The 12,493-nt window shown below is 63.8% G+C and carries 11 protein-coding genes; 7 read left to right on the forward strand and 4 right to left on the reverse strand.

Annotated elements, in window-relative coordinates; translation table 11 throughout:
- Window positions 1–9: 9 nt before the first annotated feature.
- The 4 genes from ACODS9_RS02320 (at window position 10) to ACODS9_RS02335 (ending at window position 2,029) form a co-directional block, all read left to right on the forward strand.
- Window positions 10–207 carry a YbdD/YjiX family protein gene (locus tag ACODS9_RS02320; protein ID WP_008094130.1) on the forward strand — a complete coding sequence of 66 codons (198 nt, stop codon included), beginning with the start codon at window positions 10–12 and terminating at the stop codon, window positions 205–207.
- 78 nt (window positions 208–285) lie between these two features.
- On the forward strand, window positions 286–1,263 hold the full coding sequence (gene yjiA / locus ACODS9_RS02325; RefSeq protein WP_489093152.1) for a GTPase: 978 nt from the start codon (window positions 286–288) through the stop codon (window positions 1,261–1,263).
- A gap of 113 nt (window positions 1,264–1,376) precedes the next feature.
- The gene (locus tag ACODS9_RS02330) at window positions 1,377–1,733 is read left to right on the forward strand and encodes a type II toxin-antitoxin system RelE/ParE family toxin (protein ID WP_401111730.1); all 357 of its coding nucleotides are present in this window, start codon (window positions 1,377–1,379) and stop codon (window positions 1,731–1,733) included.
- Entirely contained in the window at window positions 1,730–2,029 is a 300-nt protein-coding gene (locus ACODS9_RS02335; RefSeq protein WP_489093153.1) for a helix-turn-helix domain-containing protein, read from the forward strand. Before ACODS9_RS02330 ends, ACODS9_RS02335 begins: the two co-directional genes overlap by 4 nt.
- Before the next feature lie 60 nt (window positions 2,030–2,089).
- Here ACODS9_RS02335 and glyA read toward each other — a convergent pair whose 3' ends face one another.
- Both glyA and ACODS9_RS02345 read right to left on the reverse strand, forming a co-directional pair.
- Entirely contained in the window at window positions 2,090–3,343 is a 1,254-nt protein-coding gene (gene glyA / locus ACODS9_RS02340) for a serine hydroxymethyltransferase (protein WP_094010328.1), read from the reverse strand.
- A gap of 200 nt (window positions 3,344–3,543) precedes the next feature.
- Complete coding sequence (locus ACODS9_RS02345; RefSeq protein WP_401111615.1) at window positions 3,544–7,374, reverse strand: sensor domain-containing protein; 3,831 nt, start codon at window positions 7,372–7,374, stop codon at window positions 3,544–3,546.
- A 251-nt stretch (window positions 7,375–7,625) separates the two neighbouring features.
- Between ACODS9_RS02345 and ACODS9_RS02350 the strand changes: the two genes are divergently transcribed.
- The 3 genes from ACODS9_RS02350 (at window position 7,626) to gdhA (ending at window position 11,520) form a co-directional block, all read left to right on the forward strand.
- On the forward strand, window positions 7,626–8,018 hold the full coding sequence (locus tag ACODS9_RS02350) for a hypothetical protein (protein ID WP_046857195.1): 393 nt from the start codon (window positions 7,626–7,628) through the stop codon (window positions 8,016–8,018).
- Between the two features lie 203 nt (window positions 8,019–8,221).
- A complete protein-coding gene (ettA, locus tag ACODS9_RS02355; protein WP_038707327.1) occupies window positions 8,222–9,889 on the forward strand; it encodes an energy-dependent translational throttle protein EttA in 1,668 nt (555 codons plus the stop codon).
- Between the two features lie 290 nt (window positions 9,890–10,179).
- A complete protein-coding gene (gene gdhA / locus ACODS9_RS02360; protein ID WP_046857193.1) occupies window positions 10,180–11,520 on the forward strand; it encodes an NADP-specific glutamate dehydrogenase in 1,341 nt (446 codons plus the stop codon).
- A gap of 56 nt (window positions 11,521–11,576) precedes the next feature.
- On the opposite strand, the gene ACODS9_RS02365 is transcribed toward gdhA, so the two are convergent.
- Window positions 11,577–12,071, reverse strand: a complete 495-nt coding sequence (locus ACODS9_RS02365) for a GreA/GreB family elongation factor (protein WP_367857162.1) — start codon at window positions 12,069–12,071, stop codon at window positions 11,577–11,579.
- Window positions 12,072–12,139: 68 nt separating this feature from the next.
- Window positions 12,140–12,493 carry a hypothetical protein gene (locus ACODS9_RS02370; RefSeq protein ID WP_489093154.1) on the reverse strand — a complete coding sequence of 118 codons (354 nt, stop codon included), beginning with the start codon at window positions 12,491–12,493 and terminating at the stop codon, window positions 12,140–12,142.

Genomic DNA, 12,493 nt, shown 5'->3' on the forward strand with positions numbered 1-12,493 from the left:
AATGCCGCGATGTTCAACGACCTGGGTCGACTGGGTAAGTACCTGGGGCAGGCCGCCCGCCTGATGGTCGGCATGCCCGATTACGACAACTATGTCGAGCACATGCAGACCAAGCACCCGGACAAGCCGGTGATGAGCTACGAGGCGTTCTTCCGCGAGCGCCAGGAAGCGCGTTATGGTGGCAAGTCCGGGCCCAAGTGCTGTTGAACCCGCGACACGCATGAACCAGTGGGAGCCCGGGTAACCGGGCTCCCACTTTCATTTTCAGCTGCAGGAGACAACCGCGTGCAAACGCCGATTCCCGTTACCGTGCTGACCGGCTTTCTTGGTGCCGGCAAGACCACACTGCTCAAGCACATGCTCAAGGCCGAGCACGGCCTGAGGCTCGCCGTGATCGAGAACGAGTTCAGCGAGGCCGGCATCGACAGCCAACTGCTGGGCGATGAACCGGTGCAGGTGATGACCCTGGCCAACGGCTGTGTGTGCTGCAGCATCCATGGCGACCTGACCCGTGCCCTGTACCTGCTGCTCGAACGCCTGGACGCCGGCGAGATCGCCTTCGATCGCCTGGTGATCGAGTGCACGGGTCTCGCCGACCCTGCACCCGTGGCACAGACCTTCTTCATCGACGAAGAGCTGCGAGAACGCTATATCCTCGATGGCATCATCACCCTGGTCGACACCGCCCACGCCGAACTGCACCTGACCCAGGCCATCGCCCAGGCCCAGGTCGGCTTTGCCGACCGCCTGCTGCTGAGCAAGACCGATCTGGTCGAGCCGCAGGTGGTCGATGCCCTGCGCGAGCGCCTGGCGCGCATCAATGGCCGGGCGGCGATCCGCGTAGTCGAGCATGGGCATATCGACCTGGCCGAACTGCTCGATGTGCGAGGGTTCAACCTCAACCCGGACCTGGGCATCAGCCCCGGGCCCAGCTTGCGCCCGGTCCTCAAACCCGCCACCCCGGATCGCATTTCGACGCTGGTGCTGCGCACCGAAACGCCGTTGGATATCGATCGACTCAGCGACTTCATGAACGAGCTGCTGGAGGAGCACGGCAAACAGCTGTTGCGCTACAAGGGCGTGTTGAATATCGCGGGTGAAGATCGCCGTTTGGTGTTCCAGGGAGTGCTGAAGCTGTACGGCTTCGACTGGGACGCCGAGTGGAAGGAAGGCGAGCTGCGGGAAAGCGTGATGGTGTTCATCGCCGATGAGCTGCCGGAGGAAAGGATTCGGGCTGGTTTCGAAGCTTTGAGTCACGCCTGATTGGGATGCAGCCGACTGTTCGATGCCGCCGTAAGGCGGCATTTTTTTGGCCTCGTTTCAGCGATCAGGCCAGTCGAGGTGGCCGCTTGCAGGAGGTACTTTTTTTGGTACACTTGGCCGCGTCGGATCTAAAAATAAGTGTGCAGTTCTTCCGTAGTGCGTTGGGTAATGAGCCCGTGAGGGAGTGGCTAAAGGGCTTGGCACGTGAAGAACGCTATCTGATTGGCATGGAAATCAAGACCGTTCAGTTGGGATGGCCACTTGGCATGCCTTTGGTCAGAAAGCTGGAGCACGGGCTCTGGGAAATCCGTATCGACATGGGGCATGTCGTTGCCCGTGTACTGTTCACGATCATGGATGGCGTGATGTTCATGCTCCATGGATTCATCAAGAAAAGCCAGAAAACGCCTTCAGCAGATCTGGCTCTGGCCAGGCAACGCAAGGCCAGCTTACGGAGGTCAACTATATGAACCCGCACATCGGTTCGAACTTCGATGATTTTCTCGCCGAAGAGGGCATCCTCGAAGAGGTCACGGCGGCTGCGCTGAAACGGGTGATCGCCTGGCAACTGACGCAGGCGATGAAGCAGCAAAAGATCAGCAAGAAGGCCTTGGCCGAGCGTATGCACACCAGCCGGGCGGCGGTCGATCGAGCCTTGGATCAGACTGACGCTGGCATGACCTTGACAACACTGGCCAGCGCTGCCAGGGCCTTGGGGCAGCGTGTGGAAATACGTCTCGTACCGGATGTCGCACCAGCCCGATGAAGTACAAACATGAAAAAGCCCGGCACAAGGCCGGGCTTCTTCATTTCAGGCGTCTGCCGATCAGTTGCCGTACACCGGCAGCTTCTTGCAGATGGCCTTGACCTTCTCACGTACGGCGTCGATCACCGCTTCGTTGTTCAGGTCGGCCAGGATGTCGCAGATCCAGCCGGCCAGTTCGCGGCACTCGGCTTCCTTGAAGCCACGGGTGGTGACGGCTGGGGTGCCGAAACGCAGGCCCGAAGTGACGAACGGCGAACGTGGGTCGTTCGGTACCGAGTTCTTGTTGACGGTGATGAAGGCCTTGCCCAGGGCGGCATCGGCGTCCTTACCGGAGATTTCCTGCTTGATCAGCGACAGCAGGAACAGGTGGTTTTCGGTGCCGCCGGAGACGACGTCGAAGCCACGCTCGATGAATACGCTGGCCATGGCCTGAGCGTTTTTCACGACCTGCTGCTGGTAGGCCTTGAACTCAGGCTGCAGGGCTTCCTTGAAGCAGATCGCCTTGGCAGCGATGACGTGCTCCAGCGGGCCGCCCTGGGCGCCTGGGAAGACGGCGGAGTTCAGCTTCTTCTCGATGTCGGCGTTGGCACGGGCCAGGATCAGGCCGCCACGTGGACCGCGCAGGGTCTTGTGGGTGGTGGTGGTGACCACATCGGCGAACGGCACAGGGTTCGGGTACACGCCAGCGGCGACCAGGCCGGCGACGTGAGCCATGTCGACGAACAGGTAGGCACCGACCTTGTCGGCGATTTCGCGGAAGCGTGGGAAATCCAGCACTTGCGAGTAGGCGGAGAAGCCGGCAACGATCATCTTCGGCTTGTGCTCGACAGCCAGGCGCTCGACTTCGTCGTAGTCGATCAGGCCGTTGGCGTCGATGCCGTACTGGATGGCGTTGTACAGCTTGCCCGAGGAGGAAACGCTGGCACCGTGGGTCAGGTGGCCGCCGTGGGCCAGGCTCATGCCCAGGATGGTGTCACCGGCCGACAGCAGGGCCAGGTAGACAGCGGCGTTGGCCTGGGAACCGGCGTGCGGCTGGACGTTGGCGTAGTCGGCGCCGAACAGCTCCTTGGCGCGGTCGATGGCCAGCTGCTCGACGACGTCGACGTACTCGCAACCACCGTAGTAGCGCTTGCCTGGGTAGCCTTCGGCGTACTTGTTGGTCAGAACCGAACCCTGGGCCTCCATGACCGCCGGGCTGGTGTAGTTTTCCGAAGCGATCAGCTCGATATGCTCTTCCTGGCGCAGGGCTTCTTGCTGCATGGCTTCGAAGAGCTCGGCGTCGTACTTGGCAATGGTCAAATCACGGCTGAACATGGCGGTCCTCAAGGATCGGGCAGAATTGGGGGAGCATTCTAACCGATTGATTCGCCGCTGGCATATGAAGTGGCATCAAGTCGCGGACCAATGGGCTTCATGTTGCAGGCCGCGTGGCGACTGGGCTGGAGTTGACTTTGAGGTCCGGTTTTTTCCAGGCTGCATGAGGTCTGCGTGGGCGCGAAGACCCCGCGCAACGCCTACTGGAACATGAACAACGTCTCGTTGCTGAACTGGGCCTCGAACTGGTTGGCCGGCATCGGTCGGCCGAACAGGTAGCCCTGCACCTCGTCACAGCCGTGTTCGCGGAGGAATTCAAGCTGCTCATGGGTCTCCACGCCTTCGGCGATCACCGCGAGGTTGAGGCTGTGGGCCATGGCGATGATCGCCCGGGCGATCTGCGCATCCTGCTCGCCTTCGGGCAGGCCATCGACGAAGGTGCGGTCGATCTTCAACACGTCGATGGGGAACTGCTTGAGGTAGTTGAGCGACGAGTAGCCGGTGCCGAAGTCGTCGACCGCGATGCTCAGGCCCAGGTTCTTCAGGCTGTCGAGGATCTGCATGGCCTCGTTGACCTCGCGCATCAGGATGCTTTCGGTCAGCTCCAGCTCCAGGCACGCCGGTGGCAGCCCCGTTTCGTCGAGGATGGTGGCGATGCGCGTGCCCAGCTGGCCGTCCGAGAACTGCCGGGCGGAAATGTTCACCGACACCTTGGGCACACGCACTTTCTGCTGGTGCCAGGCCTTGAGCTGACGGCAGGCCTCGCGCAGTACCCAGTCGCCGACGTCGACCACCAGGCCCAGTTCCTCGATCACCGGGATGAAGTCGCCCGGCGGCACCAGGCCGCGGGTCGGGTGGCGCCAGCGCAACAGTGCCTCGGCACCGGTCAGGCGCTTGCCGTCGCCGCTGAACTGCGGCTGGTAGTAGAGGATGAACTCGTTCTGCTCCAGGGCATGGCGCAGGTCGCTCTCCAGCTCCAGGCGTTCCAGGGCGCTGGCGTTCATGTCTGCCTGGTAGAACTGGAAGTTGTTCTTTCCACGTTCCTTGGCGTGGTACATGGCCGTGTCGGCGTTCTTCATCAGTTGGCTGAGCTCGCTGCCATCCTGCGGGCTCAGGGCGATGCCGATACTGGCGGTGACGAAGAATTCGCGGTTTTCCAGGACGAACGGGGTGACCAGCCCGTCGAGGATGTGCTCGGCAACATGGATGGCGCGGTTGAGCGCCTGCTCGCGGCTGGCCTTGGGCTGCAGCAGCAGGGTGAACTCGTCGCCGCCCATGCGCGCCACCGTGTCGTCGTCGTCGACGCAGGCCAGCAGGCGCTCGGCCATGTCCTTGAGCATGCGATCGCCCGCCGCATGGCCAAGGGAGTCGTTGATCGGCTTGAAGCGGTCGAGGTCGAGGAACATCAGCACTACCCAGGCCTTCTGCCGCTCGGCCTGTTGCAGGGCGGTGTACAGGCGGTCCTGGAACAATGTGCGGTTGGGCAGGTGGGTGAGGGCGTCGTAGTACGCCAGGCGGTGGATGCGCTGTTCGCTGGCCTTGCGTTCGCTGATGTCGGTGAAGAAGCACACATAGCTGGCCAGGTCGCCTTCATCGTCGAGCACCGCAGTGATGCCTACCCACGCCGGGTAGTGCTCGCCGTTGCGCCGTTTCAGCCAGACCTCGCCTTCCCAGCTGCCGCGCTGGCTCAGTTGCTTGAGCACGTAGCCTTGCTGGGCGTTCTGTTGCTGCTCGACGGTGAGCATGCCGGGGAGCTGGTCGAGCACCTCGGCCACGGCATAGCCGCTGACGCGGGTGAATGCTTCGTTGGCCTGGACGATATAGCCGGCCGGGTCGGTAATGAGGATCGCCGAGGTGGAGTGCTCGAACACGGTCGCGGCCATGCGCAGGTCTTTTTCGGCCCGGCGTTGCTGGCTGATGTCGCGGCCTACGCCGAGCACCCCCTCGAAGCGCTCGTGTTCGTCCCACACCAGCACCAGGCGCAGCTCGATGGGGATCTTGCGGCCGTCAGCGCGCAGGCAGTCGAAGAGGAACAACTGCGTGGGCAGGGTACTGCGCAACTGGGCCAGCTGCGTGCTGTCGTCCAGCACCTGGCTGACGCGCTCGAGCAGGTTGTAGACACCGCTGAGCTGGGCCGGGTTGGCAATGATCGACTGCCAGCCGTTGGCAAAGATCCAGTCGGCCTGGTAGCCCAGCACCGCCTGCACCGAGGGGCTGACATAGTTGAGCTGCAGCTGGCTGTCGGTGGAGAAGATCACGTCGCTGATGCTCTCGGCGAGCATGCGGTAGCGCTGTTCGCTGTCGCGCAGCGATTCGCTGGCTTCGATCTGCACGGTGACGTCCTTGCCCACGCCGATGATGCGTGTGACCAGGCCTTCGCTGTCGCGGGTCAGCACCTGCTCGCGGATATCGTAGCAACGCCAGCCGCCGTCGCGGTGGCGGAAGCGCAACTGGCAGTGCAGCGACTGGCCGTAGCCGGTGTCACGCTGCTGCTGGCGCAGGGCGCGGTAGTGCTCGGCGTCGCCGGGGTGCAGGAGCATCTCCCAGAAGCGGTCGCCCATCTGCGCCAGTTCCGCGCGGTCGTAGCCCAGGGTCTGGCCAAGGTGGCGGTTGCTGAAGATCATCCGCTGGCTGTCAACGTCCTGCACGTAGAGCTGGTCGGGCACGGTACGCACCACGTCCGACCAGAAGCCCTCGCGTTCGAGCAGCGACAGCTCCACCTGCTTGCGGCTGGTGATGTCGCTGATGCTCAGGATCACTGCCTGGTAGTCGCGGCGCTGCTGTGGCAGGCGGGCCATCAGCCACAAGTGCAGTTCGCCGCCCAGCGGGGCCGGCAGGCGCACCTCCAGCTCGAGCTGCGGGCGCTCTTCGATCAACGCATCGATCAACTGCATGCCGACACTGTCGCGGCCGTCGCCGCTGCCATCGATCAGGCGCTGCCAGGCGCCTTCGTGGCAGTCGACGTTGAGCAACTGGCGGGCCACCTGGTTGATCTCGGTGATCTTCAGTTCGGTGAGCAGCGAGCGGCGCAGCTTGGTGTCCAGGGCCAGGCTCTGCTTGAGCGCGGCGCGGTTGCGCAGGTGGTAGCGGTCGAGCTGCCCCGGCAGGCTGGAGAGATCGAGCACGCACAGGGCCACGCCGGTGCCCTCGAAGATTTCCTGGTAGCGTCGGCGATCTTCCTGCAAGGCGCGTTGGCGACGGCGCATGTTGATCAGCGCCAGCACCGGCAGCAGCGCGCAGAACAGCACCAGCACGCATTTGCCGAGCAGCGCCGGCAGCAACCTGTCGCGGGCCAGGCCGGCATCGAACAGGCCACGCAGTTGCCAGGTGCTGTTGTCGATGAAGGCAAGCATCACGCTTTGCAGAGGCTCTTCGCTGGTCTGCCGGTGCCCGTGGCGCTCGATGACCTCGCCGCTGCGGCTGTTTTCCAGCAGCCACAGGGGATGGGTGGGGCCGTCAAGGTGACGGGTCAGCTCCTGGTAGTAGTCGCGGCTCAGGCGCAGCAGCCAGTAGCCGCGGTCTTGCTCGGTCGGCTGGCGCAGCAGCAGGTAGAGCCGCTGATTGTCGGCATCGTTGCCATAGAAGAACGCCCGGCCTTGATTCAATTGCAGCAGGTCGTCAATCAGCTGACGGTCGGGTGAACCGGCGAGGGTGTCGCTGCGCACCTGCCCGGTGGCGTCAAGCCAGGCCAGGTCGCGCAGGGCCGGCAGGCGGGCCTGCAAGGTGGCGAGCAGGCTGGGCAGGGCGACAGGCGCCGGAGGTTTGACGTAGGGCTGGACCAGGTTCAGTGATTGCTGGGCCTTCAGCGCCATGTTCAGGCTCAGATGGTCGGCCAGTTCGGCACTGGTGGCCAGGCTCTGCTGGCGCAGGTCGGCCTGGGTATGGCGGTACTGGGCGAACAGTTGCCACAGCAGCAGACCCAGCAGAACCAGGGCGAGCAGGGCCAGCGCCCCCTTGAGCGAGCCACGCAGGTGCGTGCCGGCCGTGGAATCGGCAGGACGCAGGGATGACGGTTGCGTGAGATTGGTCAAGCGTTGGGTCCTGCGATTGGGCTGACGATGGCAGGGGTTGCGTTCTCGCGGCATGCACGGCCCGTGCCGTGGCTGCTGGGCGCACTATAAGGCGCACGCGGGAAGCCGACTAGCATGCCTTCAAATATGGCAAAGTGCCAGTCCGCATGTCTGATGCCGGCCCGCAGTTGGTCATGCCGGTTCGGCAAGTCCCTGCAACCTGTGCGAGAATGCCGCCCGCTTCATAGTCAACGCATCGGAGATGTACGGTTTTGGTTACCCACTATTCCACCAATGGCCTCGATTCCGCCTGCGGGCGTAGCAGTCAGACGCTGGTCAGCACTGCCGTGGCCGAGGACGTATCCTGCAAGACCTGCCAGCGCTCGCTGGCCAAGCCGGACGCGGCTGCCGCCAGTGCCAACAAGACGCCGTCGCTGGCCGAGCTGCGCAAGTCGGCCAAGGCTGCCGCCGAGCCGGTCGCCCAGGTTGCCGCACAACCCACCGCCAAGCCCACTGCCGCGCCTGCCAAGGCCGTGAGCAAGCCGGCTGGCAAACCTGCCCGCAGTGGCGGCTTCAGCGTCAAGTCCGCCTGGGCCGCGCGCCTGGCCGAGCAATCGGACCGTTGCCGCCTGCCGCGTGGCAAGGCCAGGCAGTCGCACGTCTGAGCCCGCGCCAAGCCCGCCCCACCCATGCCGGCGTGGGCGCGGGCTTGCCCCGCGAAGGCCGCCGAGCGGCCCCGCCATCTACCCCATCTGTGCAACGCCGCGACTTGGCGTAGAATGGCCCACTTTGTTCAATGACCCCGTAATCACATCCCCTGGCCAATGCCGGGGCGCGTGTATTTACCTATCTGATAGAGGGCTTGGTTTTGGCTCAATACGTCTACACCATGCATCGGCTGAGCAAGGTCGTGCCGCCGAAGCGGGAAATTCTCAAGAACATTTCCCTGTCGTTCTTCCCGGGTGCCAAGATCGGCGTGCTGGGCCTGAACGGCGCTGGTAAATCGACCCTGCTGCGGATCATGGCGGGCGTCGACAAGGAATTCGACGGCGAAGCCCGTCCGATGCCCGACATCAACGTCGGCTACCTGCCCCAGGAGCCGCAGCTGGACCCGAGCAAGACCGTGCGTGAAGTGGTCGAGGAAGCGGTCAGCGTGATCAAGGACGCCCAGGCCCGCCTGGACGAGGTCTACGCCGCCTACGCCGACCCGGATGCCGACTTCGACAAGCTGGCCGCCGAACAGGCCAAGCTCGAGGCCATCCTGCAGGCCGCCGACGGCCACAACCTGGAGCGCCAGCTGGACGTCGCCGCCGATGCCCTGCGCTTGCCGGCCTGGGAGGCGAAGATCGAGCACCTGTCCGGTGGCGAGAAGCGCCGCGTGGCCCTGTGCCGCCTGCTGCTGTCGGCCCCCGACATGCTGCTGCTCGACGAACCGACCAACCACCTGGACGCCGACTCGGTAGCCTGGCTGGAGCGCTTCCTGCACGACTTCCCAGGCACCGTGGTGGCAATCACCCACGACCGTTACTTCCTCGACAACGTCGCCGGCTGGATCCTCGAGCTGGACCGCGGCGCCGGCATTCCGTACGAAGGCAACTACTCGGGCTGGCTGGAAGCCAAGTCGGACCGTCTGGCGCAGGAATCCAAGCAGCAGAGCGCCCACGAGAAGGCCATGAAAGAGGAACTGGAGTGGGTGCGCAAAGGCGCCAAGGCCCGTCAGTCCAAGTCCAAGGCCCGTCTGCAGCGCTTCGAAGAGATGCAGTCGCAGGAGTTCCAGAAGCGCAGCGAGACCAACGAGATCTACATCCCGGCCGGTCCGCGCCTGGGCGACAAGGTCATCGAGTTCAAGAACGTCACCAAGGGCTACGGCGATCGCGTGCTGATCGACAACCTGTCGTTCGCCATGCCCAAGGGCGCCATCGTCGGCGTGATCGGTGGTAACGGTGCCGGTAAATCGACCCTGTTCCGCATGCTGATGGGCAAGGAGCAGCCGGACTCGGGCAGCATCGAGATCGGTGAAACCGTGCAGCTGGCCTGCGTCGACCAGAGCCGCGAAGACCTGGACGGCAGCAAGACCGTGTTCCAGCAGATCTCCGACGGCTCCGACCAGATCCGCATCGGCAGCTACGAGATCCCGTCGCGCACCTACGTCGGCCGCTTCAACTTCAAGGGCGGCGACCAGCAGAAGTTCGTCAAGGACCTCTCCGGTGGTGAGCGTGGCCGCCTGCACCTGGCCCTGACCCTGAAGGAGGGCGGCAACGTCCTGCTGCTCGACGAACCGTCCAACGACCTCGACGTCGAAACCCTGCGTTCGCTGGAGGAAGCCCTGCTGGACTTCCCGGGCGCCGCCATCGTGATTTCCCACGACCGTTGGTTCCTGGACCGTGTGGCCACTCACATCCTGGCATACGAAGACGACTCCAGCGTGGTGTTCTTCGAAGGCAACTACACCGAGTACGAAGCTGATCGCAAGAAGCGCCTGGGCGACGCCGCTGCCCAGCCGCACCGCGTGCGTCACAAGAAACTGGCCCAGTAAGCCGTTTTTCGCTGCACAACGATGGGGCCCTCAGGGGCCCCATTTTTGTGCCCGGCGTACAGGCGTCGGGATGGCTGGCGTGGGAGCGGGCTTGCCCTGCGGTTGCTGCGTTACAGGAGAGCAGGGAGCAAGTGCGCTTTCACGAGTACAGCGAAAAACTTGTATACAGTTATAGAAAACGCACCAATTAATTTCATAAAAACGACATTGCGCCCTGTTCCAGTGCGATTGGTTCTTGGTACATTCCCGAAAAAACCAAAAACAATCCCTCTCTTGGTGAGATGTCTACCATGATCGAATCTGTCGACGATTTCCTGGCCCGACTGCAACAACGCGACCCGGCCCAGCCCGAATTCCATCAGGCCGTGGAGGAGGTGCTGCGCAGCCTGTGGCCTTTCCTTGAAGCCAACCCTCACTACCTGCAGGCAGGCATTCTCGAACGCATGGTCGAACCCGAGCGCGCCGTGCTGTTCCGTGTGTCGTGGGTCGACGACCAGGGTAAGGTCCAGGTCAACCGCGGCTACCGCATCCAGATGAGCAGCGCCATCGGCCCGTACAAGGGCGGCCTGCGCTTCCACCCGTCGGTCAACCTGGGCGTGCTCAAGTTCCTGGCCTTCGAGCAGGTGTTCAAGAACTCGCTGACCTCGCTGCCCATGGGCGGCGGTAAAGGCGGCTCGGACTTCGACCCGAAGGGCAAGAGCGACGCCGAAGTGATGCGCTTCTGCCAGGCGTTCATGAGCGAGCTGTACCGCCACATTGGCGCCGACCTGGATGTGCCGGCGGGTGACATCGGCGTCGGTGCCCGCGAGATCGGCTTCCTGTTCGGCCAGTACAAGCGCCTGGCCAACCAGTTCACTTCGGTGCTGACCGGCAAGGGCATGACCTATGGCGGCAGCCTGATCCGCCCGGAGGCCACCGGCTACGGCTGCGTGTACTTCGCCGAAGAGATGCTCAAGCGCCGCGACCAGCGCATCGACGGTCGCCGTGTGGCGATCTCCGGTTCCGGCAACGTTGCCCAGTACGCTGCGCGCAAGGTCATGGACCTGGGCGGCAAGGTGATCTCGCTGTCCGACTCCGAAGGCACCTTGTATGCCGAAGCCGGCCTTACCGATGCCCAGTGGGACGCGGTGATGGAGCTGAAGAACGTCAAGCGCGGCCGCATCAGCGAGCTGGCCGAGCAGTTCGGCCTGGAGTTCCGCAAAGGCCAGACGCCCTGGAGCCTGGCATGCGATATCGCGCTGCCGTGCGCGACGCAGAACGAACTGGGCGCCGAAGACGCCCGTACCCTGTTGCGCAATGGCTGTATCTGCGTTGCCGAAGGGGCCAACATGCCGACCACCCTGGAGGCCGTGGATATCTTCATCGAGGCCGGCATCCTCTACGCGCCTGGCAAGGCATCCAATGCCGGTGGCGTGGCCGTGTCGGGCCTGGAGATGTCGCAGAACGCCATGCGCCTGCTGTGGACGGCCGGGGAGGTGGACAGCAAGCTGCACCACATCATGCAGTCGATCCACCATGCCTGCGTGCACTACGGCGAGGAGGCCGATGGCAGCATCAACTACGTCAAGGGCGCCAATATCGCCGGCTTTGTGAAGGTGGCTGACGCGATGCTGGCCCAGGGCGTGGTCTGATTCGATAACTTGCGGCCGCTTCGCGCCGAAAGGGGCGCGAAGCGGCCGCGATGATTTCAGCACTCACCCAGAATGGCCAGCACCTCGATCATCTGGTCCCCCGCCGGCCTTCGCCACAACACTTCATCCCCAGGCCCGGCCCCCAAAAGCGCCCGCCCCAGCGGCGAGCCCCAGTTGACCAACCCCTGGGCGGCATCGGCCTGATCCTCGCCCACCAGTTGCACCTGATGCTCCTGGTCATGCTCATCGACGAACCGCACCAGGCTGCCAATCTGCACTTTCTCCGTGGACGTTGCAGCAGGTACCACCTGCGCGCTCTGTACGCGGGCGGTGAAATAGCGCAGGTCACGCTCGGTATCGGCCAGACGCTGCTTGTCGGCATCGCCCTCGGCCTGCAGCTCGGCGCGCAATGCATTGAGCGCGGCCACTCGCTGCTGCAACTGCGCCAGGCCGCTGGCGGTGACATAGTTGGGCTGGTCGCTGACCAGGCGCTCGACCGGCTGGCTGGCCTGGGCGGCGGCCTGGTCTTCATTGACGAATGCTCGGCTCATGGTTGGCCTCCTTGTGCTGGAGACCATGTTGGCAGGCTGCGGGTTTCAACAGTTGTCCGTTTGCGACGTCAATTGCGCCGATAGGCACGGGCCGCACCTTGGTCTTTCTCCTGCTGCCAGTCGCGGTCACGCTCGTCCCAATAGCGTTCGCGATACTCGCGCAGGTCTTCGTTGGACTGCATGGCGTGGCACTGGCGAAAGCCATCGTCCCAGCCGCTTTCGTACTGGCGGTTGTGCAGGTAGCGCGGGACATCCTTGCGAAAGTCGCCGGCCATCAGCCCGGCGGCCTGGCGACCGCTGCTGCAGCCGTCCTGGAAGCCGTCGGCATAGGCGGGCGGGTAGCCCTGGTTGACCATTTGTTCATGGGTGGTTTCGCAACCCGCCAGCAGCAAGAGAAACAAGGCTAACCAGTACCGCGACAT

This window comes from Pseudomonas sp. FG36 (assembly GCF_057809275.1).